The organism is Cupriavidus sp. C2SS-8b (assembly GCF_057073745.1).
In genome coordinates this window covers 879443-904103 of the sequence record NZ_CP172717.1, presented here as the reverse complement: position 1 = coordinate 904103, position 24661 = coordinate 879443, and the positions used below count along the sequence as shown (strand labels likewise).

Here is a 24661-nt window from a genome sequence, read left to right as displayed (position 1 = left end):
TGCTCTCTAACCCAAGCCAGACCAGCCTACCCAAGGAGTTACATCATGTCCCTCACCATCCAGAACCTGCCCCTCGAACAAGACCTGGACCACGCCGAGATGGGCGCCGTCCGCGGCGGCAGCCTGTTCCTGAACAATGGCGTCAACGCGATCCTCGGCGGCTCCGGCGTGTCCTTCGCCAGCCCCAACATCATCGTGGCGCCTGTCACGCAGGTCGATGCCTCGACCCGCACCAATGTCGACCTCACGAGCATCAGCAACCTGCTCAACAACGTCGGCGGCATCGTGCAGGCCGCGCAGCATTAAATCCAGCCCATCTCATCTCGTTGATTCCAGCCTATCCCAGGAGACCATCATGTCCTTGACCATCCAGAACCTCTCGCTCGAACAAGACCTCGACCACGCCAAGATGGGCGCCGTGCGCGGGGGCAGCATCTTCGTGAATTCTGGCGTGAACGCCATCACCGGTGGCAGCGGCGTTTCGTTCGCCAGCCCGAACACGATCTTCGCGCCGGTTACGCAGGTCGATGCCTCGACCCGCACCAATGTCGACATGAAGAGCGTTACGAACACCATCAACAACCTGGGCGGCATGGTCGCGGCCCTGCAGCATTGAGCGGCGACAGGAGGCAGAGCGAGCGGGGTCGCCCCACCCGCTCTGCCGCAACTACCCGCGCTCGCCGCGTGGCTTCAGTTGTTGCAGAGATCGCCCCTTGATGGGGCGATTCTTTTTGTCCATCACCGGAGTCCCGGAGAAAACCGATGAGCCGATGGCCGAGTCCGGCCCAATGCAGACGATGGGCCACGCTCACACGCGGACACTTGAACGACGGCTCTGCCCCTACACCGGCCTTTCATTCACAACAAATCTCGTGGCGTGACCGTATCAATTAGCAGCAAAAAAAGGGCACTCCATGTTAGAGCGAAGTCAGCGCAGGTCATCCCAGGCGCAGTAGCGATCCCCATTCCTGGCATGAAACAGGAATTCGTGATCGCGCGCTTCAGGCAGGAGTTCCACGGCGAGACATTGCGCGCTTTCGAAGGAGCAATGGAGCGAGAGCCTGCAGCCTTGTTTCAGGCAGATCTCCAGCATCGCCGAATCCTCTAAAAAAATCACTTGAGCGACGCCGGCTCGTTCCACGATGACCTGCAGACCAGGGCCGGGCAACTCGATCGTCACCGTCCCATCTCGCGCCAGGAATTTTAGGCCAGCCTCGTCGGGCCTGCAGAGGCCATCCATTGCCGCGCTACGCAAGCTCATGGGCTCACTCGCAACCTGACGAGAGCCATCACCGTTGCTATTGGAATGCACGCTGGTCATAGCGAATCCTTCTTCTCCAGGAAAAAAACCCCCACCTTGCGGGTAGGGGTGGGCCATTTGCAGCACCTAGTGGAGAACTCTTCTCTACTACTTCACTTTCACTACCGCTCACAGAACAACATTACGTCACGTTATTCAGCTGTGCCCTTTGGTCCCCTGACCTTCTGTGTGCTCATCCACCCGACATCAAGCCGTGGCCTTGACCATGTCCTCGACCACCTTCTTGGCGTCGCCGAACACCATCATGGTCTTGTCCATGTAGAACAGTTCGTTGTCCAGGCCGGCATAGCCGGCAGCCATCGAGCGCTTGTTCACGATGATGGTCTTGGCCTTGTAGGCCTCCAGGATCGGCATGCCCGCAATCGGGGACTTCGGATCGGTCTTGGCCGAGGGATTCACCACGTCGTTGGCGCCGAGCACCAGTACCACGTCGGCCTGGCCGAACTCGCTGTTGATGTCTTCCATCTCGAAGACCTGGTCGTACGGCACCTCGGCTTCGGCCAGCAGCACGTTCATGTGGCCCGGCATGCGGCCCGCCACGGGGTGGATCGCATACTTCACCGTCACGCCCTTCTCGGTCAGCTTCTCGGTCAGCTCCTTCAGCGCGTGCTGCGCGCGCGCCACGGCCAGGCCGTAGCCCGGCACGATGATCACGGTCTCGGCGTTGCCCATCAGGAACGAGGCGTCATCGGCCGAACCCGACTTCACATTGCGCTGGGCCTGCGCACCGGCCGCGCCGGTCGCTGCCGCTTCACCGCCGAAGCCGCCCAGGATCACGTTGAAGAACGAACGGTTCATCGCCTTGCACATGATGTACGAGAGGATGGCACCGCTTGAGCCCACCAGCGAGCCGGCAATGATCAGCATCGGGTTGTTCAGCGAGAAGCCGATGCCCGCCGCCGCCCAGCCCGAGTACGAGTTCAGCATCGACACCACCACCGGCATGTCGGCGCCGCCGATCGGGATGATGATCAGCACGCCGAGCACGAAGGCGATGGCCAGCATCACCAGGAACGGCAGCCAGTCCTGCGTCACGAAGAACGCGATGCCGAAGCCGACCATCGCGACGGCGAGCGCCAGGTTCAGCATGTGCTGGCCGGGGAACACCACCGGTGCGCCCTGGAACAGGCGGAACTTGTAGCGTCCGGCCAGCTTGCCGAAGGCGATCACGGAGCCCGAGAAGGTAATCGCACCGACGAAGCAGCCGATGAACAGCTCGATACGGTTGCCCATCGGGATCTCATGCGAGCCCGCCGCTGCGATGCCAAATGCGGCAGGTTCCGCGACGGCTGCCACGGCAATGCACACCGCGGCCATGCCGATCAGCGAGTGCATGGCGGCCACCAGTTCGGGCATCTTGGTCATCTCGACCTTCTTCGCCACATAGGCGCCGATGCCGCCGCCGACAACGAGCCCCGCGAGAATCAGCCCCAGTCCGGAACCTGCGCCCGTGCCACCGTCGGCAGCGAGGAATTCGCTCTTGAGCTTGGCAATCAGCGCCACCGTGGTCAGCGCCGCCACCGCCATGCCGATCATGCCAAAGGCATTGCCCTTGCGGGCTGAAGCCGGATGCGAGAGACCCTTCAAGGCCTGGATGAAGCACACCGACGCACCCAGGTAGAACAGCGTCACCATATTCATGGACAGGGCATTCATCGCGGCATCTCCACCAGTTCGCCGCCGCCATGCGGGGCCTTCGCGTTGCCTTCGGCCTTCACCTTGGGCGCCTTCTTGCGGAACATCTCCAGCATGCGTTGCGTGACCAGGAAGCCGCCGAACACATTGACCGCGGCCAGTGCCACCGCCAGCGTGCCCATCGTGCGGCCTACGCCGCCTTCGGTCAGGCCGGCTGCCAGCATGGCGCCGACGATGATGATGGCCGAAATAGCATTGGTTACCGCCATCAGCGGCGTATGCAGGGCGGGCGTTACCGTCCACACCACGTGGTAGCCCACGTAGATCGCCAGCACGAAGATGATCAGGTTGATCACCGTGTGGTTCACCATTTCCATGGATGTCTCCTTAGCAGGCCAATGCCTCTTCTTCCCGCCGCATCATCAGGCAGGCGGTGACGATATCGTCGTCCTTGTTGATTACGAACTGGCCGTCCTTGTCGATCACCAGCTTGAGGAAATCCAACACGTTGCGGGCGTAGAGCGCCGAGGCGTCGGCCGCGACCATGCTGGCGAGGTTGGTGTGACCGACGAAGGTCACGCCATGGCGCTCGACCACTTCGTCGGCCACGGTCAGCGGGCAGTTGCCGCCTTGCGCGGCGGCCAGGTCGACCACCACCGAGCCCGGCTTCATCTGCTGCACGGTGGCTTCCTGCAGCAGCACGGGCGCCTTGCGGCCCGGGATCAGTGCGGTAGTAATGATGATGTCCGCCTGCTTCGCCCGCTCATGCACCAGTTCAGCCTGACGGCGCATCCAGTCCGGCGGCATCGGACGGGCATAGCCCCCCACGCCTTGCGCGATCTCGCGCTCTTCGTCGGTGATGAACGGCACATCCAGGAACTTGCCGCCTAGCGATTCAATCTGCTCCTTCACGGCCGGCCGCACATCCGAAGCCTCGATCACCGCGCCCAGGCGCTTGGCCGTGGCGATGGCCTGCAGCCCAGCCACGCCGGCGCCGAGGATCAGCACGCGCGCCGCCTTGACGGTGCCGGCTGCGGTCATCAGCATCGGCATAAAGCGTTGATAGTGGTGCGCCGCCACTAGCACGGCCTTGTAGCCGGCGATATTGGCCTGCGACGACAGCACGTCCATGCTCTGCGCGCGCGTGGTGCGCGGCGCGGCTTCGAGCGCGAACGCGGTGATGCCGGCGGCGGCCATGCGCGCCTTGTTTTCGGTATCGAACGGATTGAGCATGCCGACCAGCGCCGAGCCCGGCTTCATCTGCGCCAGCTCCGCGGCTTGCGGTGCACGCACCTTCAGCACGAGATCAGCGCTAAACGCGTCGGCAGCGGTGCCGATGGTCGCGCCGACCGCCTCATAGGCGCTGTCAGGCTGGCTGGCCCGTGCACCAGCGCCGGCCTGCACAATCACCTTATGGCCTTGCGCCACGTACTTCTTCACGGTTTCCGGGGTCGCTGCCACGCGCGATTCGTACGTGTGCGTTTCTACTGGCACTCCGATATTCATATGCGCCTTCTTGGGATAGTTCATGAAAGTCGTGATCGCCTTGTGGCCTCATCGGCTTAAATCGTCAGGCCACCGTCGACGACAATGCACTCGCCGTTCGTATAGCTCGACGCGTTCGACACAAGATAGAGCACCGTCCCGGCCATTTCCCGCGGCTCCGCGTGACGCCGCAGCGGGATATCGGCAAGCCATCGTTCGTAGATCGCCTGATCCTCGAACAGGGCACCCGCGAATTTCGTCTTCGTGAGGCCTGGAAGCAGCGCGTTCACCCTGATGCCGAGCGGTCCGCATTCCTTTGCGAAAGCCTTCGTCATATTGACGACGGCTGCCTTCGTGATCGAATAGATGCCCTGTTTGTCGCCGGGCTGCAATGCGTGCACCGACGCGGTATTGACGATCGCACCGCCGCCTTGCGCCTTCATCATCTTGCCGGCTTCGACGGACATGAAGAAGTAGCCGCGCACGTTCACTTCGACCGTCTTCTCGTATGCGCTGATGTCGGTGTCGAGGATATGGCCGAAATACGGATTCGCCGCCGCGTTATTGACAAGGATGTCGAGGCGACCGTGCTTGTCGCGGATATGCGCAAACGTCGCGGCGATGTCCTCCACGCGGCCAACGTGGCACGCCAGCGCTTCAGCCTTGCCACCTGCCTCGACGATCTCGTCGGCAACCGCCTGACAGTCAGCGAGTTTGCGGCTGGACACGATCACGTGCGCACCCTGTTCGGCGAGCAGTTTCGCAATTTCCTCGCCAATGCCACGGCTCGCGCCGGTCACGAGCGCGATCTTTCCGGTCAAGTCGAACAGATTCGTTGCCATGTTTCTCTCTTCCAATTGCTTCAGTATTCGATGCACTTCGTTGATGCGGCTCTTGCCAGCCGCGAATGCCCGCATGTCAGCCGCGCACACCGATGACGCGCACGCCCTCTTCCGCCAGGTCTCCCGCCATGGTGCCGACTCTCAGGGCCGCAGTATTCGACGCATTTCCCTTCAGCGCGCGCGCCTTTACCCCTTGCGCGATCGCCGCGAGCCTGAAGAAGCTGAAGGCGAGATAGAAATCCCAGTCACGGATCGGTTCGATGCCGCGCAGCTCGCAATAGCGCGCGACAATCTCCGCTTCCTGAGGCACGCCGAGCGCGACACGATCCTGATTGGCGAGACCTGGGACCGGGCCATCGGACGGCAGACGCAGACACATGCAGAAATAGGCGAGATCAGCGAGCGGATTGCCCAGCGTCGACAACTCCCAATCCAGGACAGCCTTCACACGGTAGCTATCGCTCCCAAACATCACGTTGTCGAGCCGGAAGTCGCCATGCACGAGCGTCGCTGGACCGGCATCCTCCGGGCACGCCATCGGCAGCCAGTCAATCAGCGCTTCCATCGCGTCGAGGCGATCGGTCTCTGCCGCACGGTACTGCTTTGTCCAGACGCCGATCTGACGCTGGAAGTAATTGTCCGGGCGGCCGTAGCCAGCGAGTCCGGCCGCTTCGACGTCAATGTCATGCAGCGCGACCATTGTCCGAAGCACCGCGTCGTAGCAGCCTGCGCGATCACTCCGCGGCAGTTCCGGCAAGGCGGGATTCCAGAAGATGCGCCCGTCCTCGAAGCTCATGACATAGAACATGCTGCCAATCACGCCGCGGTCCACGCACAGGTGATATGGACGCGGGACCGGAACCTCGGTCCCTGACAGCGCGGTCAGGACCCGGAATTCCCGATCCACCGCGTGTGCGGACTTCAGCAGCTCGCCAGGCGGCTGCCGCCTTAGCACATAACGGCCGCTGCGTGACTGCAGCAGAAAGGTAGGGTTCGACTGGCCGCCTGCAAATTTCTCCGCGTCGATGGGCCCCTCGAAACCTGGTACATGGTCTTCCAGATAGCGCGCCAGGCTGGCGACATCGAGTTGTTGAGACATACTGGTCATCGTTGAATTTGATTTGCCCTGTGTGTTGCCGCTGCGAAACCGCGATCATCATGACGACGCCGAGCCGACGGGCAAATCGTTAGCTATCGCTAACGTTGGGCGCCCACCCCACGGGAGGTAGTTGGCAGCCGCAACCCATGTCTACTTCAGGCCGCGCATGGTTGGACGCCGGCGTGTAGCGCTCTTTTTGTCGAAATCGCCTTACAGGCCTGCCAGCACACCCATGCTTGAGAACAGAATCGGCCGGCCAGCTGCATCGATCAGCGCGGCGGTCAGCGCAGCCCGATCCGCGCGCTGCGCGACCTCCAGGGGCGCACCGCCTTCACGCTGCTTCACCACCACCCCATCGAGCCCAACGGCAATGAGCCCCTTGCCCGCTGCGGCAAGACTGGTGACCGAACTCTTGGTTTCTGCCTTCAACGGTTGCCAAGTGGCCCCGCCATCGCTGCTCTGGAACAGGCTGCCGAGCAGGCCACCCACAACGATCCGACCATCGGGCATCGCCACGCCTGACCACAGCGAGCCCTTCCCCCCCGTTGCGAGATAGTCCCAGTTCGCACCACCGTCGGTCGACTTGAGCACGGTCCCCTGCTCGGCGGAGACATAGAGCGCTCCTTGCCGATCGGCAAACACGTGGTAGAGATTGCGGTCCGCCTTGCCGCCGCCGGGCGGCTTGGGCAGCGTGGTACGAGCCCACGTCTTGCCGCCATCATGGGTCTGAAGCATCAATGACCACAGGCCCACAGCAATGCCGTCGTGGTCGTTCGTAAAGAGCACCGAGAACAGCGGCTGATCGACCGCCGTGTCCATGCGCTGCTTGCTCCAGGTTTCACCGCCGTCGTTGGTCGCAAGGATCACGCCCCACTGCCCCACGATCCAGCCGTGCCGGTCATCGGTAAACGTGACGGCGGACAGCGTGGCGGAAACCGGCACCGTACGAGCCTGCCGATAGGTCTTGCCGTCGTCGTCGGAGAGCAGAACGATGCCGTGCTCCCCCACGGCGACGATGCGTTTGCCGGCGCGCGTGGCGTCCAGCAGCATCATGTGGGTTGGCGCGCTCCACGTGTACGCGGGCTTCGCAGCCCACGTGGCGACCGTGCCTTCCGATGGTGCTTGTGCAATTGCTGCCGTGGCGATGCACAGCGCAATGCTGGTCACAAAAGTCTTGATCATGGCTGTGTCTCCGGGTCAGTGGCTGAGCAGGCCCGGCACGCGTGCCGGCTTGCGGCGCGGGAACCAACGCTCCAGCACCGAGGCCAGCGCGGGCAATGCCGTCATCGCCATCACCAGGTTGACGATAAACATGAAGGCCAGCAGCTTGCCCATATCGGCCTGGAACTTGAGGGCCGAGAAGCTCCACGTCGCCACGCCCACCGCCAGCGTGATGGCGGTAAAGATGGTCGCCACGCACTCGAACTCCAGCGCACGCTCCATGGCCCGCTCGATCGGGTCGCCCTCGGCCAAGTGCCGCTGCAGCCGGTTGTAGATGTACAGCGCATAGTCCACACCGATGCCCACGGCCAGCACCATCACCGGCAAGGTCGCTACCGTCAGGCCGATCTTGAGCTCCTTCATGAACCAGTAGCCGATGAAGGTGGCGACGGTGAGCGGCACGCAGCAGGCCAGCATCGAGCGCCAGTCGCGGTAAGCGAGGAACACGAGAATCACGATCGCGGCGTACACGTACAGCATCATCGGCAGCTCGCTGCGCTCCACCTCGTCATTGGTGGCGGCCAGCACGCCGGCATTGCCCGCGGCCAGGCGGATGTTGACCCCCGGGAACCGGTGCGACATGCGGTAGTGCTTCACAGCGTCGATCACCCGGTTGATGGTCGTCGCCTTGTGATCGGCCAGGTACAGGTGGACGGCAGTCATGCTGCAGTCGGCCTTCATGAAGCCCTTCAGGCGTGCCACGTCAACCGACACCGCACCGTAGTTGTCCGGATCGATCGGCACGACGTTCATCTTTGGATAGTCTTCGTTGTAGCCCGCGTTGTAGGTACGCAGCATCCCCGAGTACGATTGAGCGGACACCACACCGGGCTCGGTGCGCATGGCGGCGGTGAATTCGTCCTCGTACAAGCCGACGGCCGGGTTGTCGCACGCCTTGCCGCTCGATTCGATCGCCACCGACAGCCAGTCCAGACCCATGTCGTAGTTGCCGGCGATCGACGTCGCATCCCGGTTGAAACGCGCTTCCTCGCGCAGCTCGGGCGCACCGGGCTGCAGCGTGCCGATCACGCGGTCGCGGCTCTGCCAGACCGAGACCCCAAACACCACCAGCGTGATCAACAGCGTGGCGCCCGCGAACTTCGGTTTGGCCACCAGCGACAGCGGACGCAGCAGCTCCGAGCGACGCGCACTACGCTTGAGTGCGCTATCAGCGTAGGCCTGGGTGAAGTTGAAGCACGATGCGGCGATCGGCAGCAGGATCAGGTTGGTGACGATCTTGTAGGCCACGCCCAGCGAAGCCGTGATGGCCAGTTCGCGCACCATCGGGATCGGGATCAACAGCAGCGTGACAAACGACACGAAGGCGGTGACGAGTGCCAGCACACCGGGGATCAGCAGGCCAGTGAAACTGTGGCGCGCGGCATCGAACGAGCTATTGCCGCGCGCGATTTCACGCACGATGAAGTTAACCTGCTGTACACCGTGCGAGACCCCAATGGCAAACACCAGGAAGGGCACCAGCACCGCGAGCGGATCCAGACCAAAGCCCAGCAGGCGCAACGTGCCGAATTGCCAGACCAGCGACGACAGGGAGCAGACAATCAGCAGCACCGTGAAGCGCACCGAATGGCAGTACCAGTAAACCGCGAGCGCAGTCAGCAGCAGCGCGATCGCGCAGAAACTGAGCACGGCCACTGCGCCATCGGCAATGTCACCGATCTGCTTGGCAAAACCGATGATCTGGACTTCGTAGCCGGCATCCTCGAACGGCTTGCGGATCTTCTCTTCGAGCGTATGGTTGAACGCAACATAGTCGAGCACCTTGCCGGTGCCGTCGCGCTCGTTCAGCTCGGCGGTGACCATCGCGCTGTCTTCGTTATGCGAGACGAGCGTACCGACATAGCCGCCCAGCGTGGTCGCGTGGCGAATGTTCTCAACCACCGCCGGCGTCAGTTGGTCGGGCGTGATCGTGCCCGAGATGATCGGCTCCGCCCGGAAACCTTCTTCGGTGATTTCGTTGACGAATGCGTTCGGTGTCCAGAGCGAGCGCACACCGCCCCGGTCCACGTTCGGCAGATACGTGACTGCCTGGGTCACCTTGTACAAGCGCGTCAATCCCTCCGGCGTCCAGATCGAACCTTTCCGCGCGCGCACGACTACGGTGATCCGGTTGGCCCCAAGCAGATCGGAACGGTATTTCTGGAAAGTCTGGACGTATTCATGGCCAATCGGCATCTGCTTCTCGAAGCCCGCGTCCATACGCAACTGGACGGCGAATACCGCCATCACGACCGTGAACAGGCCGATCACAGCAAGCACGATTGCACGATGGCCGAAAAAGATCCTTTCCAGACCACTGACAAGACGATTCAACACGACACTACTCCTTCAAGTATCCCGACGGCGCACCGTGTGCGCCACCTCGGGCGGGCGACCGCGTCAGAAATTCCGGGTCACGAACAAGCCGACGAAGTTTCGATCCGAGTAAGGATTGCCCACCGTGTTGTGTCCGCCCCAGAACATGGTGTAGTTGACGCCCGCCTGCCATTTGGTCGGGTTCTGGTTGAACAGGATGTAGAGGTTTGCCGACTTCAGACCCTGCAGGTAGTTGGCCGAGAACGTCGGCGTGTAGCCATAGAGTCCGGCCGAGAACGTCACCCCGGGCGTGACCTGCCAGCCGGGGATCAGCGTGCCGTCATAGGTCCAGTTGAAATCGATCGTCGTGCCCACCGAACTCGACGTACCCTGACCCATGCCGATCGGATAACCCGTGCCAGAGTTGTTGTTCAGCCAGGTCAGATATCCCGCCTGGGGCAACTGCATGACCTGCTGCCCATTGACGGTCCGCGTGACGCCGTTCTGGCTCAGGCCCGGGTAGTAGATCCACGTCAGCTCTGCCGTCAAGGTTCCCGAATCCGCGCCGATCCATTTGAGGAACGGATACTCGCTGCGCGTAAGCGCCAGCAGGCCATTGATACCGAACTGGAATTTCTTCTTGTCGGCCCACTGCTGGCAGTCGACCCCTCCCGGGTTCACGTTCAGATCGGGCGGACCGCCGGCGCCGTAGCAGCTTGACAGCGCCACGGCGTCTCGCGGGCGATACGACAGCTCGGTGCCGATAGCCCAAGGGCCAAGCGGGAAGTTGGCACTGACACCAAAGAGCTGACGGTTCTCGAGGTTCGACCACTGCAGCGTATTGTTCGCGAAGGAAGTCAGCACCGGCGACTTGTCGGTGTAGTTTTCGTAGTAGAACGCGAAGTTCGCATCGATGCTACGCGGCGCGTAGTTGAACTTTACGCCGAACTGCGGCTTGTACTTCGACGGCAGTATGCTGGAGATGGGAAGACCGAACGAATTGGCAAACTCGCCGTTGACGAGTCCATTGTTGATTGCGGCGATCGTGGCCGGATCATGGGCGTTCTGTCCCGTCATGCCCGCGATGGTACCGGCGCTGGGGCCGTTCGCATTGAAGTTGTTCGGATTGACCGTGAACGGTTCGGCACCGCGGCCAACGGCGTTTGACACGGACCAGTACGACCCGACCGGCGGGATGCGGTTGCCTTTCCAGATGAACTGATAGTAGGCCTCGGTGCTTACACCGTGGGACAGGTCGCTGGAAAAGCTCAACATCGGCGCCGGCAGCACTGCCTGCTTGAGCTGCGAGCCTGGGACCAAGAGCTTCTGCATATCGAGCGAGTTGGTGGCATTGATGCCGCCAGTGGCGAACATGCTCTCGCCCCAGTTGATCACCTGGTTGCCGAGGCGGACGTGCGCGTTTCGATCGCCAATGGTGAAGTCCTTCTGGGCCCACAGGTCGAGCAAATACGCGTCGTAGACGACCTGTGCCCGTGCGTCGCTTGCCAGCTCCGTGCGCTGCGTGTTCTTGGCCATGAAGTCGTACATGCCCGTGCCGCGCGCCATAAACTTCAGCCCTTCGCCCGGCATCGTCAACAGCAGCTCGCTGGTCGCGCTCAGGTAGGTGCTGTATGGCTTCCCCTTCTTGTAGTTCAGGTCACCGTTGTCGCCGGCGCCCCACTGATCGACGTTCGCCGCGGTGCCGCAGCCGTTCGCATTCGGGTCTCCGGTAAGCGCGCAACTCGGGTTCTTGGTCCGGCTCGCCGCGCCAGCCGTGATATTGGTCACCAGCGATCCCTTGATGGCATCGTCAGGTCCTGCCGTAAAATCGAAGGCATGCGCGCTCGGCGCCACTGTGCCCAGAACGACGAGGGAAATCGTCGCCTGCCGGCAATTCTTTATGGTTTTCATCTCTCCCCCCAACCTGTTTGACGCCGACGCGCGCCTCCTACGCGCGTCGGCCCCGCCTATGCGGCAATCTTCAACGCTCGCTGACCGCCCTCAGTGTTTCGGATGTGAAGTAGTCCGCCTTGAAGCGCGGATCATTGACTTGCTGATACCAGCGGATATCTTTGCCTTGACCGAAGGTTGATGAATCCAGCAGATAACGTCCGTTGGTCAGGTCGTACTGCGTCCAGGCTTGGTTATCACACGTGCCGCCCAGCTCCCAGACCGGAATCGAGTAGCTTTCCCGCACCTTCCACAACTGGCCCTGGGCGTCGTAGTCTTCGCCCGCGACGGCCAGCCAGCTGTCCTCGTCCAGATAGAGAACCTTCTTCGATGCAGCGTGGCGGGCGGAGGACTTTAGCGTCGCCTCGACCACCCAGACCCGGTGCATTTCATAGCGGCGGTTTCCGGCAGCGATCCCATCAGGCTTGGCAACGTCGTGCAGCTTGTCCTTGAACTTGTACATGCCGAACACGTTGTACGGCACGATCATTTCCTTCTTGCCGACCAGCTTCCAGTTGAATCGGTCGAGCGCACCGTTGAACATGTTGAACTCATCGACCAGGTACTGGTTCTCGAAGCCGATCAACGGCGCGTCGTGCGTGTAGGCCGGCATGCGACGCACGCGACGCTGCCCGGGGAAGTAATAGAACGTCTCGGACGGCTTGTTGAAATACTGGCGTTGCACAAAGGCCTGCCCGGCCAGCGCCGGCGGCGATTGCATCTTGAAGAAGAGCGCGTTGCTGAGCTGGTCGACGTCCTGCGGGGTGGTCTTGCCAACCTTGCCCGTCGGGAAGTAGTACACCTGCGGGCCGACCACATCGATCGATTCGCCGCCACCCGGGCGAGACGAGACGGTCGTTTGATCCGTCGGCCATTCAATGCCTTCGCCCCGGTATCGCGTTTCGTAGTTCAGGATCGCTTCGACGCCGTTTTTCGGCTGCGGGAAGGCAACGCCTGGAAAGACCGCGGTCTGCAACTGCTCGCCAGTCGAGTCGAGCTTCGCCGCCGTGAGGTTCGCCTTGGAGTTCTGCGCAACGAAGTCCGGCACCTGACACTCGCGATGCGATGGATACACGTCCATCCGGTAGCCCTTCTTCTGTTTGACTAGCGCGATCTGGCCCGGTGTCAGTTGCGCGGCGTACTTGTCGACATTCGATGCATCGATCGAATAGAGGGGTTTCTCGTTCTTGTGTTTCCAGAAATCAGCGCGAACCTTGCCCCATTCCCAGCCCGCATCGGGTGACTGCTTGCCTGTATAGGCCGGTACGGCGCCATCCTTGCCCGCGGCACGGTCACCGCCTTCCGGCGTGAGGTCTTCCGCCAGGGCGGTAGTACCCATCACAAGACAGGCGGCGGCCGCGATCATGGATGCGGCTCCAACTCCGTACTTTTTCATCATGGTTCTCCTTCCGATTCCGCCTTCGATCGCTCACCGAAGATTGATCGCATAAGGCGGAGGTAAAAGCATGTTGCCTTCGATAAGTACTACTTCACTGGCAGACTGGGGCGACGTCCTCTGCCGTGCTACGGGTCAAGTGGTCACTCCTTGCCGGACCCCGCTACTGCCACCGCACGAATCTCCACGCGCAGTTCCGGCAGCGCCAGCTGCGTGACGCCCACGGCCGTCCAGGACGGATAGCGGTTGGGGAAGTACGCGTCCTTGACTGCCGTGAACTCCGCGAGCTCGCCGCGAAGATCCAGATGAAAGGTCGTCAGTTCAACGACGTCGGCCAAGCTGGCGCCCGCTTCCTCGAGAACGAGTTTCAAACACTCGAACGCGATCTGGGCTTGCGCCTGCATCCCCTCGCCAGGCTTGCCCTGCGCATCGATCCCGACCTGGCCGGACACCCAGACCATGTCGCCCACGCGCGTTGCCGGCGAGAAGTGGTAGGCGTCGTAGAACGACTGGAATGGGGCGGGGACGATGGATTGCCGTGTGTTGTTCGTTGCCATGGATTGAACCTCTTTGCCTAGATGAGTTGACGGAAACACGGAGCCCTGAACGGATCACCCGCCTTGAGATGCGAGAGCTCTTCGACGAACAGAAAACCCGCTGTGCTGTAGCCCGAGCGGCTGTTCTCAGGCAGCGGACTGAAGGTGGCGTCGTCGCCAAAGAAGCGCAGCACAAGCGTGTGACGATCGGGAAAATCAGCATCTGTTCCTCCGCCGCCATGCAATGAGGCCGGATGCAGCAGCAGCACATCGCCCGGATTCGTGGCCCACGAGATGATGTCGTAGGCACCCGGGTTGGCACGGCGTTCAGCCTCGATGTCGGGCATGCGCGGCCACACATCGCCGCCGTGCAGCGGGTCCGTCGGGTCGTTAGGGTCCAGGAACGTGGTGCCGTCATGACGTGTACCGACATACGATCCGCGAATGACCTCCAGCGCGTTGCGTTTCGGTACGGCTTCAAAGCTGATCCAGGCATTGGCCCAATGCTTGCCCGCCCACGGCAAATACGAAGTGTCCTGATGCCAGGAAGAGCGTGCGGCTTTGCCGCCAGCCTTGAGGAAGAGTTCCTCGGCGAAGTACCACACGTGCTTGGAACCCCACAGTTCCGCGAGCAGCTTGGCAAACGGCAGCTCGGCGACGAGATTATCCAGCCGCTGCTTCGCATTGGGATTGGCATTGTCGACGTGCGATCTGCATTCGGTTCCGTCAAACATGGCCGTCACCATGGGACCCGGGTTCGCAATTCCCCAGTCAAAGACTTCCCTGCACTGTGCGAGCTCGTCTTTGTTAAGACAGCCCTCAATGAGAACAGCGCCATCTTCCGCGAAGGCCCTGCGCTTGAATTCGTCCATCAGTGATCTCCTCATCCGTTTAACTGGCAACCTGACTGCAAATGCTTGCGGTCGCGCCTTTCGCAAAAGCGGAGCAGGCGGCCCGCCTGCCGTCTCCCAAACCACGCGGCATCCAACCCAGCGCCGAGCGGCCAAAAACCCATCCCATCGCTTCACCCATTCGCCGCGGAGGCCTTTCTATCCATATGTATCGGCGACCTAGATAATACGTTTTGATGACCTAATCGTAGCGGTGACACGACCTAATATCAAGATGCGGAAAGGTAGGGGAAATACCAACTCAGCCTCGGCGCAGACGATGTTGAATCGAGTGAATTCCGCGTCGTCAAACGCGGGATCTCCCAGTAGTTGGGAATGCTCAGCGCAAGTCTGAGTAGGTGGCGGTGCACAGAAAGTCACCGTGGCGCGCATGTTGCAGACCGGCGTGATGTCCAGGGACACCACATCGGCCGCGATCTACACCGGGATCCTGTCCGGTCCCGCGCGTTTACCCGCCGCGTAGGGATGGCATGGCAACGCCATGCCTTTCATGCCGCCTGCCGCAGGTATGACTTCGATGGTAGAGGCCACGCGCGGCAAGCGCGCACCAGCGTGACGTCGCCTGCTGCATCGCCAGGCCGCACAACTTGAGCAGGCGCGCCCGAGCCAGAGCAAAGCATGCTCTGATGTCAGTGGCTGTAACGAGCAACCCTGTTCAAAGCGATGCCCTCGTCCTTTGCGCGCTCAAGAGCGCAATAGGCGAAATAAATGGCCGGCATCCAATAAGCCCAGGTGCATAGCGCCAACGTATAAAAATTGAACACGACGTTCGTTTCGTCACCGGGGATCTTATAAAAATCGTAGATGCATGCGATCGCTTGGGAAGTCACCAGAGCCACCAGAAGGGCCATCGCCTGCAACACCGCTCCAATATCAAGCAATCTCTTGACGACGAAGGCGAGGTAGACTGAGAGCAGCCCCCACATCACCACGTAGTAGTAGGGCAATACCCCTTGAACAAAGGGCGCCCAGACCAGAACGCAAGTGGCCGCGAACGAAGCCACAAACGCCAGCACGTCCTGGCGGATCGACGGTTTATATCCATGCGTGATGACCATCATGCCCGCCACCACGATGAGCGGCAGGCCGAAGCCCCGGGAAAACGCATCGAAAAAATGCGCCACTTCGTAGGAAGTCGCGTTCCCCGTCGCAAAGTAGCCTACGGCATTCGTCGCAGAGGTTCCAACAACCCACATCTCGATCCCCAGCAGATAGTTGTGCTTCTTCACAAACTTCCAGCCGAAGACAAACGAACTCAACGCCAGCAAGGCGCTGGAAAACATAAGAATGAGAGACCTGAGATCCATGATTTGAAATCCAATGCCAGTGATTAATTGAGCTTGATACGTCAAGGCTGTTTCGGTTCAAGACTCGCGAGATAGGTAGCAATTGCCTTGCGGTCTTCTGGCGAAGCGCCGTCGGCAATGCGCTTCATCATGCCGGTGGGTTCGCTGCGCGTACCGGAGGCAAACGCGTCGAACTGCGCGACGAGGTAGTCATAGCCTTGACCGGCCAAGCGGGGGAATTGGTCATGCCCCATCAGTTGCGCGCCGTGGCATGACGCGCAATTCCCGCCCGCCACCAATTGCTCCCCCTTCGCGCGCAATTGCGCATCCGGCTTGAAGTAGTGGTTTGCGACGGGCGGCACCTTGGAGAAGTAATCCGCCAGGTCTTTGATCTGCGCGTTGTCCATCGTCATCGACAGCGGCCCCATGTTCGGATTGCGTCGCGCGCCACTCGCAAAATTGTGGAGCTGCGTCTCCAGATAGGTGGCAGGCTGCCCCGCCAGGCTCGGATAGCCTTGGTGGAGCGAGTTGCCTTTTGCGCCATGGCATATGAAGCAGGTGTCGTTCACGTGCGGCCACGGCCCGCCGTCAGCCTCGTACGCCTTGGCAGACGCGTCGACAAAGCGATCCAGTCGATAGAGACCGAGCAGATCCGGACCAAAAAAAGCGAGCGCCCCAACAGCCGCGATAGCCGCGATGGCCGCAACGCCAATCACAATGCGTTTCTTCATGTCTGCACCCTTATGCTCGACGCAGTGCATTGAGCACCTGGAGAGAGGCTTGATGTCCCGAACGCACCGCGCCATCCATGTAGCCGGCCCAAATCTCCGCCGTCTCGGTCCCTGACCAGATCAGGTTGCCGCACGACGGGCGCAGCGCTTCACCGTGAGTGCTCCAGAAGCCGGGCGGAATGGCGGAGACACAGGTGATCGTCCAGGGATCGTCGCGGCTCCAGTCCTGATCGTGATAGGCCACCGGCGACAGGGCTTCATGCCCCCATGCCCGGGCGTAGAGCTCGGTCAGGATTGACTTTGCCGCGTCCGGCTCCGACGGAAGCTGTGCATTCACAATAAAGGCGTTAATGACCCCGATTTCGCCGCCCGGAGGCGAGTTGTCAAAAGCCCAGATGACAGGCCCACCCACCCCGAAGATGTGTCCATTCAATCCCTTGTCACGCCAGAACGGGCGGCGGTAGACCATGGCCACCTTGCGGGCGGGCGAATGCGCCGGCCAGGCACGCTGCAAGGCGGCACGCTTTTCCGGCAGTGGCGGGTTGAACTGCAGCTGGTTACACAGGGCCGGATGGATCGCCATGATGACTTTGCGGGCACGCACCTCACCATGGTCCGTCCGCAACGTCACGACATCGCGGTCCCAACCGGAAATCTCGCGCACCGGCGTCGACAGGCGCACCTTGTCGCCCAGTTGCTTAGCCATCTTGATGCTGAGGATCTGCGAGCCGCCCACGAAGCGGGTTTCCTGCGCGCTGTGCTTGATGCTGTCGAGCTGCGTGTAGTCGCAATCGGCCGAGTTGATCATCGACAGGAAATGCAGGAGCCCCATCTTGGTCGGTGCTGCGCCACCAGACAGGGTGATACTTGCGTTCCAACCGACCTGTTCCTCAGGCTTGATGCTCTGCTTTCCCAGCCAATCCCCCACCGAGAGCTTGTCCAGTTCGCCGACTTTCTGCGATTTCCAAGGGGCGCCCGACGGCACGTCGCGCGACAGCTGGCTGAGCTTTTCGCTGACCGCCTCGTCTGTACCGAGCGTACCTTTTAGATCGATTTCCGCCCGGCCATCGCCGCCCAGGATGACAGTCTTTCCCTCGTAGTAGCTCGGGAACGTACCGACCTCTAGTTGGCGGGCGAGATCGGCCACGGCGGTCTGTCCGGGCCCGATCCACTGGCCGCCGACTTCAGAGACGTAGCCGCCTTCGATGTTGTAGTTGAGCGTCCGCCCGCCTACGCGGTCCCGCGCTTCGAGGACCACGAAGGAATGACAGCCAGCCAGTTGCAAGTCGCGCGCGGCCGTCAAGCCCGCCAGCCCCGCGCCGATGATGGCGACGTCAATCACGCCGGCCGATGTCTGTTCAGACTCGGCCGCACCAGCATTAACTTGCGAGAAACGTAGGGCCAAGCCACCTGCGGCGGCCGCGGTGCCGGCATATTTCAGCCATTGCCTGCGCGGCAGGTTGGCTGGTGTGTTGGGGGGAGATTTCTCTGACATGTTGTTTCCGTAACTGCGATGAACCTGTTGTTGCTTCTGCTTCATTGAGCGTCGACCGCGAACCTGCGGGCTGTTCGACCGCCTCGGATGCTACGGTGTCGGACAGCCCAGACCAGACCGCGCAACGTCTGTTGATTGGCCATCTGCACGGCAGCGGTGCATTGCTCCAGAACCTCTTGTTCTGGGAACAACATGAATTCCGCCGCGCTCCCTAACACCAACGCAATCTCAAACGGCGAACGCGTCACCAGGGCCTGCCGCAGCAGGCCGGACAGGCATCGCTCAATGGCGGCACCACCCGTCAGCAAGTCGTTCGCCGCATCCTTGCGGATGCTCTCCACTGACGCCCGGATAAGGTGGAGCATTTCCTTTGCGGTGGGCTGTCGCCCCCAGGACGCCGCCGCGCTGCCGGAACATGTCGTCATGACAACGTCTCCCATGCGAATACCCTGTCAGTCGCGGCGTGGTCACTTCCTGGCGGATGCGGCTGCCCGCACTCCAGCGCGACGCTTACTCCTTTGTCCAGCCGTTCTGATAGAGGCGGCTTGCCAGCAGGCCCAGCCGCATCGTGAGGTGGTAGTTTTCGCCGTCTTCGATCAACGCGGAGCGGACGTCGCGGAAGAGCTTCTCGATCGGATACTCGCGCGTGGTGCCGTTGCCGCCGAAGAGTTGGAACGCCTCGTGCGTGATCTTCATCGCCTCTTCGGTCACGCTGACCTTGGCCTGCGCAGTCGCGTAAGGATGGGTCTGCGGCGACATCCGCGCGAATGCCAGGCTGCGGCGAGCAATGGCGCGCGCCATCTCCAGCCGGCGTAGCATTTCGCCCAGGCGCAGTTGCGTCATCTGGTGTTCGATGAGGAAGCCGCCGCCCTGCTTGCGCTCGTGGCAATAGGCCAGCGCCAACTCAAACGCAGCGCGCGCGGCGCCGGTGAAGACCTGGCACATATGCGTTCCGCCGAACGACCAAGCCGGGGTCAGGTTGCCCAGGTAGTCGTCCTTCAGCGCGATTGCGAAACGCTTCGGCACCTTGACGTTGTCGAAGAAGATCTCGCCTTGCGGCAGCGAGCGCTGGCCAATCTTGTCCAGCGGCTTGCCGCGAGAGATGCCCGGCAGATCGAGCGGAATGATCATGCCGATGCCGTTTGTCTGGGCAGCGTTCTCCCCGGTGCCGTAGAAACCATCGCCATAGTCCGCCGCCATGTAGGCGAGCGCGACCTGCGCCACAGAACCGTTCGACACCCAAGACGAGTACTGCCCGTTGATGACGATTTCATCGGCACCAACCTTCGCGGTGACGTTCCCGACCGGCTGCTTGCCGTGCGCACTGATTTCCTCGCGGTAGAGAATCGCGCCGTCGGAGCCGCGGTCGGGCTGCGTGTTCGCCCAGCAGCCGATCTTGCCCGTACACATGTCGATCAGTTCCTGGTTGCCGACCGTGTGAGCCATCATCAGCGGCATCCCCGCGACGCCAAGCGAAACGGCCAGGCCAGAATCGCCCCAGCCGAGTTCTTCGCCGATCATGGATTCGATCCGTACGCCCATTTCGGGCGGGAACTGCGCAATCAGTTGCGGATCGAGCCCGAGCTTGGCGCTCTCGATCATGGCCGTCCAATACGGAGACCCGGGGGCAATCACTTCCTCGGGTGTCAGGCGATCAAGCTCCCGGCCGATGGGGCGCAGCACGTCACGCGCAAAGCGATGGACGGTGCTCTGGATCGCAGTTTCCTCTTCGCTCAGCGGCGTTTCGAAACCGGTCAGGCCGACCGATGGCAGCTCCACGTTCTTCTTCAGGCGAATCATGTTGTGCTCCTCCTTTTCATAGTGCAGTTAAAGCGCTCGCATTCAGGCTGAAGCGTCGCGCGCCTTGCGGTTCACCCAGTCGTCCATGGCGGCAGCCCCACCCAACGCCCCTTTCAACACACACCACCGGAGCGGTTCGGGCAATGTGGAAGGCGTTTCGTGACGCACCGCCGCCAGCAGCGGGGGCTCGGTACCGCGAATCCGCTGGGCGATCATGTGACCGACCATGGACTGGGCGGCCACGCCATGCCCGGAACACCCGGCTGAGTAAAAGATGTTCTGGTTCGATCCCGTCGTGCCGACCACCGGCAGAGCATCGTTGGCGAAGCTGATATAGCCGCTCCAACACGCCCGCACAGCGAGGTCTTTCAAGGTCGGGAAGCGGTCACGCATGGCGGTCCTCAGCTCGCGGTACTGGTCGTAGTCGGGCACATTCGGCGTCTTCGAGCCGTACGGATAGCGGAGTCGCTTGGTAGTCACCAGAAGCGTGTTCTGGGCCGTCACACGATGGCTTTCCATGACCCAATGCGCAGTCATGACACCTTCGCGTCGCGCCCAGCCCAACGATTTCAATTGCGCGGGGGAAAGCGGTTCAGTCTCGATGGCCGACACCCGCAAAGGCACCACCTTGTCCGCAAGAAGGCCAAGCTGCGGGGTATAGGCATTCGTTGCGAGCATCAGCACCGGAGCGCTCGCGCTGCCTCGCGGGGTCTTCACCTGGATCACGGGACCTTCGATGTAAGACAGCAGTGGCGTGTTCTCGTAGATCTTGACGCCCGCACGCAGGGCAGCGCGCCGCAACCCCATCACGTACTTCCCGGGGTGGAGCGTGCCGCCGCGCGGCGTGTATTCGCCAAACAGAAACGCCGGGGGAATGCCCCGTGCCCGCATTTGGGCTTCGTCCAGGAACACCGACTGGACCCCAAACTCCGCACTGGCCCGTATGCCCTCACGCACCTTCTCTTCCTGTGACGGATGAATGCCCGCGCGAATCAGCCCGGACGGGTTGTAGTCGCAGTCGATCCCATATTCCTTGAGCTTGCCCTCAACGAAGGGGACGGCATCTTCGTAGTAGCGAACGATTTCCTTCGCGCGCGCCTGACCGACGTCCTTGAGGAACAGGTCGTACTCGAGCGCGATGCCGCCGCCCAGGTAACCGGCGTTGCGCCCGCTCGCGCCGAAGCCGGCAAACTCACGCTCAAGGACGATCACTTTCGCGCCTTGCCTGGCGAGCTCCAGTGCAGCGGAAAGCCCTGCAAAGCCGGCGCCGGCAATGACCACATCCGCACTGACATCGCCCTCCAGCGCGGGCTGCATGTCGTCGGGCTTTTCCACCCATCCACCCAGCGCGCGATACTTTTCCAGGTCGGCCGTCTCCTTGGCGCTCTCCACCGGCTCCGCCCCGGGGCTTTGCATCGCCGCAATGGCGGGCACCACGACCGCTGTGGCCGCCGCACCTTTCACGAACATGCGCCGGGTCATGCCAGCGTGCCCGGTCTTCCCTAACTGCGTGCCATCGAGACTCTTGGTCATCTCGAACTCCCTCAATCCTTGCTCAAGATGTGCACTGCCAGCGCGGCTTCTTCGATGCCCTGGAAGCCACCACCGTTTTCTTGAATCGCATGCCGCGCGCCTTGCACCTGGCGTGAATCAGCTTCCCCGCGTAATTGGGTGACCAGTTCATGGAGCTGGCCGATACCTGTAGCACCCAGCGGATGCCCCTTGGATTCCAGCCCGCCTGACGTATTGATGGGGATGCGTCCCCCGATCGTGAAATCACCTCGCTCGGCTGCCGGGCCACCTTGACCCAGCGGCACTAGCCCCAGGTTTTCGGCCTGGATGATTTCTCCCATGGCCGAAGCATCGTGAACTTCGGCGACATCCATGTCCTCGGGGCTCAGGCCGGCCTGCTCGTATGCCTGCAGCGCGGCCAGGCGACCAATGTTCTTCTCCGGCTCGTCGATGCGCCGATGCGTGAAGCTGCGGATCACGCTTGCCGCAATCCGGATGCAACGCTTGCGATCGGCGCCGATGCGGCGCAACCCATCCTCCGTACAGAGGATGGCCGCAGCGGCCCCGTCCGTAATCGGTGCACACATCGGCAGCGTGATCGGATAGGTGATCGGCGGCGCCGCGAGTATCTCGTCGATCGTGAACGGCTTGCGGAACTGCGAAAGCGGGTTATGCACCGAGTGCCCGTGGTTCTTTGCCGAGACCGCGGCGATCTGGCGCTGCGTCGTGCCGTAGGTCTTCATGTGATACCGGCACAGTGCCGCGTAGACCGACATGAAACGGCTGTAGGGCCGGTCGGATTCGGACCCCGGCGGTGGCTCGACGCCCTCACCCAGCCGCATCAGGCTGGCGAAGTTTTCTTCGACGCGGGACACGTCCCACCCGCCCTCGAACAGCGCGAACGACTTCGCCTTGTCCGGCACGTTCATCTTCTCCGCGCCGATGGCCAATGCCACGTCGCATACACCAGCCTTCAGGCTTTGCACCGCCAAATGCACGGCGGTGCTGCCCGAGGCACAGGCATTCTCGACGTTGAACACCGGAATACCTTCCAGACCGATCTTGCTGAACACAACCTGGCCCGGGATCGACAGTTGGCCTTGAAGCTGGCCATTGGTCATGCCGGAGTAGTAGGCCGTGCCAATCGCATCGGCGCCACAGCCGGCGTCCTGCAACGCACCGCGCAGCGCTTCGCCCGCGAGGTCTTCGATGCTGCGCTCCAGGTGCCGGCCGAACACCGTCATGGCGACACCGGCAATGTAGATCTTGCTCATCGTTGATCGCTCGTCTCAGATTTTGCGTTGCTGGCCTTGCCAGTACTGCTCGCGCAGGTCTTTCTTCAGCACCTTGCCGACCGTGCTGCGCGGCAACGCGGCCACGAAATCCACGCTTTTTGGCGCCTTGACCGAGCCCAGCTTGTCCTTGCACAGCGCGACGAGCGCTTCAGCACTCACGGTGTGGCCCGCGTTGAGTTCCACCACTGCCTTCACCGCTTCGCCCCACTTATCATCGGGCACCCCGATCACCGCGCAGTCCTGCACCGCCGGGTGCGCCCAGATGACTTGCTCGACCTCGCTCGGGTACACGTTGAAGCCGCCGCTGATGATCATGTCTTTCTTGCGGTCGGTGATATGCAGGTAGCCGTCGGCATCGAGATGGCCGATGTCGCCGGTGTGCAGCCACCCGTCGACGATCGTCTCGGCCGTCTTGTCGGGCGCCTTGTAATAGCCCTTCATGATGAGGTCGCCGCGCACGCAGATTTCACCGGTCTCGCCTTGCGGCAGCACCTCGCCCCGGTCATTCAGGATCTCGACGCGGATCAGAGGGTTCGGGCGGCCCACCGAAGACAACCGCTCATCGGATGCGACCTTGCCGTCGACGAAATGCTCGGCCGGCGTCATGTTGGAGATCGATGCCGCGGCTTCGGTCTGCCCATAGCCTCCCGCCATGACCGGACCAAACACCTCGATCGCGCGCTTGAGCTTTTCCACCGACATGGGTGCGGCGCCGTAAAGGAAGTACTTGAGCGACGAGAAGTCCTGCTGTTCGATGCCGGGGATATCGAGCAGACGGTAGATGACCGTCGGCGGCAGGAAGAATTCAGTAACGCGGTGCTTGGCAATGGCGGCAAGCAGGAGCACCGGGTCGGGCTTCGGCAGCACGACCACGGTGCCCCCGCGCGCGGTACACGGCAGCGACATCATCCCCGCGGTATGCGTCATCGGCGCGGCGGCGAGGTTCACCGGGCGCTGCGTGCCATATGGGAACGCGATCATGAACTGCGCGAAGTAGGTTTGGAACGCGCGATGCGTGTTCATGACGCCCTTGGGCGCGCCCGTCGTGCCACCGGTAGCCGACAGCGTGACGATGTCATCCATGTCGTACTCGACGCGCGGCATGGTCGAAGGTTGGCCCGCGCTCCATGTGGCAAGCGACGGCGCCCACGGCAGTTCAGCGTCAATGCACACCCACAGCTTGACCATCGGCAGGCTGGAGCGAAGTTCTTCGAGCATCGGTGCGAATGCCTGCGTGAAGAACAGCGCTTCACAGTCGAAGGCGTCGAGCACGTACTGGTTCTCGGCCGGTGCGTTGCGCCCGTTCACGGGGATGTACACGATGCCCGCGCGCCACATGCCGAGTGCGCAGCCCCAACCGACCACATCGTTGTCGGCCCAGACCGCTGCCTTCGCTTCCTTTTCCAACCCGGCAGCCAGCAGTCCATTGGCGACGCGGCACGAGAGTTCACCGATCTCCTGGAACGAGAAGCTGCGCTCGCCCTGGATATAGGCGATGCCGTGGGGATTGATGCGCCACCCACGGTCAAAAAAATCAATGATTGCCATTTACGTGTTCCTTTGGAGCCATAACAGGTCAGTGCCGGGTTGGCCCATGCCGTCCGTGTATGGGTCGAACCGGCCCGCGCGCTGGCCTTGCGTGTAAGGGTCGAAGCGGCCTGAATCGGCGCCATCGGTGCCGGCGTCTGTGTGCGAATCCTGTGCCGCCAACTCGAACGTACCGATGCGGCCGGTCGGCGTCGATGGGCCGCCTGATGCCAGCCCGCCCGCCACGATCACTGCGGCAATACCAAGGTGCTTGAGTCGCATGGCGAACTCCTTCTTCAACTG

General features: G+C 62.0%; 23 protein-coding genes. 2 read left to right on the top strand and 21 right to left on the bottom strand.

Annotated features, from left to right (window positions below):
• Positions 1 to 45: 45 nt before the first annotated feature.
• On the top strand, positions 46 to 306 hold the full coding sequence (locus ACIGJB_RS21085) for a hypothetical protein (RefSeq protein ID WP_483734228.1): 261 nt from the start codon (positions 46 to 48) through the stop codon (positions 304 to 306).
• Positions 307 to 355: 49 nt separating this feature from the next.
• Positions 356 to 616 carry a hypothetical protein gene (locus ACIGJB_RS21080; RefSeq protein ID WP_483714139.1) on the top strand — a complete coding sequence of 87 codons (261 nt, stop codon included), beginning with the start codon at positions 356 to 358 and terminating at the stop codon, positions 614 to 616.
• 312 nt (positions 617 to 928) lie between these two features.
• Here ACIGJB_RS21080 and ACIGJB_RS21075 read toward each other — a convergent pair whose 3' ends face one another.
• The 21 genes from ACIGJB_RS21075 to ACIGJB_RS20975 all read right to left on the bottom strand — a co-directional run bounded on the left by ACIGJB_RS21075 (position 929) and on the right by ACIGJB_RS20975 (position 24640).
• Positions 929 to 1321 carry a hypothetical protein gene (locus ACIGJB_RS21075; protein ID WP_483734227.1) on the bottom strand — a complete coding sequence of 131 codons (393 nt, stop codon included), beginning with the start codon at positions 1319 to 1321 and terminating at the stop codon, positions 929 to 931.
• A 186-nt stretch (positions 1322 to 1507) separates the two neighbouring features.
• Positions 1508 to 2977, bottom strand: coding sequence for an NAD(P)(+) transhydrogenase (Re/Si-specific) subunit beta (locus tag ACIGJB_RS21070; protein WP_483734226.1), 1470 nt, complete (start codon positions 2975 to 2977; stop codon positions 1508 to 1510).
• Positions 2974 to 3333, bottom strand: a complete 360-nt coding sequence (locus ACIGJB_RS21065) for an NAD(P) transhydrogenase subunit alpha part 2 (RefSeq protein WP_483733425.1) — start codon at positions 3331 to 3333, stop codon at positions 2974 to 2976. Before ACIGJB_RS21065 ends, ACIGJB_RS21070 begins: the two co-directional genes overlap by 4 nt.
• Positions 3334 to 3343: 10 nt before the next feature.
• The gene (locus ACIGJB_RS21060; protein ID WP_483734746.1) at positions 3344 to 4462 is read right to left on the bottom strand and encodes a Re/Si-specific NAD(P)(+) transhydrogenase subunit alpha; all 1119 of its coding nucleotides are present in this window, start codon (positions 4460 to 4462) and stop codon (positions 3344 to 3346) included.
• A 56-nt stretch (positions 4463 to 4518) separates the two neighbouring features.
• A complete protein-coding gene (locus ACIGJB_RS21055; protein WP_483734745.1) occupies positions 4519 to 5283 on the bottom strand; it encodes an SDR family oxidoreductase in 765 nt (254 codons plus the stop codon).
• 76 nt (positions 5284 to 5359) lie between these two features.
• Positions 5360 to 6391 (bottom strand): phosphotransferase, encoded by a 1032-nt coding sequence (locus tag ACIGJB_RS21050; RefSeq protein ID WP_483734225.1) that lies wholly within the window; start codon positions 6389 to 6391, stop codon positions 5360 to 5362.
• 201 nt (positions 6392 to 6592) lie between these two features.
• Positions 6593 to 7564 (bottom strand): WD40/YVTN/BNR-like repeat-containing protein, encoded by a 972-nt coding sequence (locus ACIGJB_RS21045; protein ID WP_483734224.1) that lies wholly within the window; start codon positions 7562 to 7564, stop codon positions 6593 to 6595.
• A gap of 15 nt (positions 7565 to 7579) precedes the next feature.
• Positions 7580 to 9940, bottom strand: a complete 2361-nt coding sequence (locus tag ACIGJB_RS21040) for an efflux RND transporter permease subunit (protein ID WP_483734223.1) — start codon at positions 9938 to 9940, stop codon at positions 7580 to 7582.
• A gap of 63 nt (positions 9941 to 10003) precedes the next feature.
• Positions 10004 to 11830, bottom strand: coding sequence for a DUF1302 domain-containing protein (locus ACIGJB_RS21035; RefSeq protein ID WP_483734222.1), 1827 nt, complete (start codon positions 11828 to 11830; stop codon positions 10004 to 10006).
• Positions 11831 to 11900: 70 nt separating this feature from the next.
• On the bottom strand, positions 11901 to 13268 hold the full coding sequence (locus ACIGJB_RS21030; RefSeq protein ID WP_483734221.1) for a DUF1329 domain-containing protein: 1368 nt from the start codon (positions 13266 to 13268) through the stop codon (positions 11901 to 11903).
• A gap of 140 nt (positions 13269 to 13408) precedes the next feature.
• Complete coding sequence (locus ACIGJB_RS21025; RefSeq protein ID WP_483734220.1) at positions 13409 to 13822, bottom strand: RidA family protein; 414 nt, start codon at positions 13820 to 13822, stop codon at positions 13409 to 13411.
• Positions 13823 to 13839: 17 nt separating this feature from the next.
• Complete coding sequence (locus ACIGJB_RS21020; RefSeq protein WP_483734219.1) at positions 13840 to 14673, bottom strand: phytanoyl-CoA dioxygenase family protein; 834 nt, start codon at positions 14671 to 14673, stop codon at positions 13840 to 13842.
• 668 nt (positions 14674 to 15341) lie between these two features.
• Entirely contained in the window at positions 15342 to 16019 is a 678-nt protein-coding gene (locus ACIGJB_RS21015; RefSeq protein ID WP_483734744.1) for a hypothetical protein, read from the bottom strand.
• A 41-nt stretch (positions 16020 to 16060) separates the two neighbouring features.
• Positions 16061 to 16729, bottom strand: a complete 669-nt coding sequence (locus ACIGJB_RS21010) for a c-type cytochrome (RefSeq protein WP_483734218.1) — start codon at positions 16727 to 16729, stop codon at positions 16061 to 16063.
• A 10-nt stretch (positions 16730 to 16739) separates the two neighbouring features.
• Entirely contained in the window at positions 16740 to 18224 is a 1485-nt protein-coding gene (locus ACIGJB_RS21005; RefSeq protein WP_483734743.1) for a flavin monoamine oxidase family protein, read from the bottom strand.
• Positions 18225 to 18265: 41 nt separating this feature from the next.
• Positions 18266 to 18649: a hypothetical protein gene (locus ACIGJB_RS21000; RefSeq protein WP_483734217.1), complete on the bottom strand. Its 384-nt coding sequence runs from the start codon at positions 18647 to 18649 to the stop codon at positions 18266 to 18268.
• Positions 18650 to 18734: 85 nt separating this feature from the next.
• Positions 18735 to 20024, bottom strand: a complete 1290-nt coding sequence (locus ACIGJB_RS20995; protein ID WP_483734216.1) for an acyl-CoA dehydrogenase family protein — start codon at positions 20022 to 20024, stop codon at positions 18735 to 18737.
• Positions 20025 to 20066: 42 nt separating this feature from the next.
• Positions 20067 to 21557: an NAD(P)/FAD-dependent oxidoreductase gene (locus ACIGJB_RS20990; RefSeq protein ID WP_483734215.1), complete on the bottom strand. Its 1491-nt coding sequence runs from the start codon at positions 21555 to 21557 to the stop codon at positions 20067 to 20069.
• Positions 21558 to 21568: 11 nt separating this feature from the next.
• Positions 21569 to 22810, bottom strand: a complete 1242-nt coding sequence (locus ACIGJB_RS20985; RefSeq protein ID WP_483734214.1) for a thiolase family protein — start codon at positions 22808 to 22810, stop codon at positions 21569 to 21571.
• A 15-nt stretch (positions 22811 to 22825) separates the two neighbouring features.
• Positions 22826 to 24379: a class I adenylate-forming enzyme family protein gene (locus tag ACIGJB_RS20980; protein ID WP_483734213.1), complete on the bottom strand. Its 1554-nt coding sequence runs from the start codon at positions 24377 to 24379 to the stop codon at positions 22826 to 22828.
• On the bottom strand, positions 24380 to 24640 hold the full coding sequence (locus tag ACIGJB_RS20975) for a hypothetical protein (protein WP_483734212.1): 261 nt from the start codon (positions 24638 to 24640) through the stop codon (positions 24380 to 24382).
• Between the last annotated feature and the right edge of the window lie 21 nt (positions 24641 to 24661).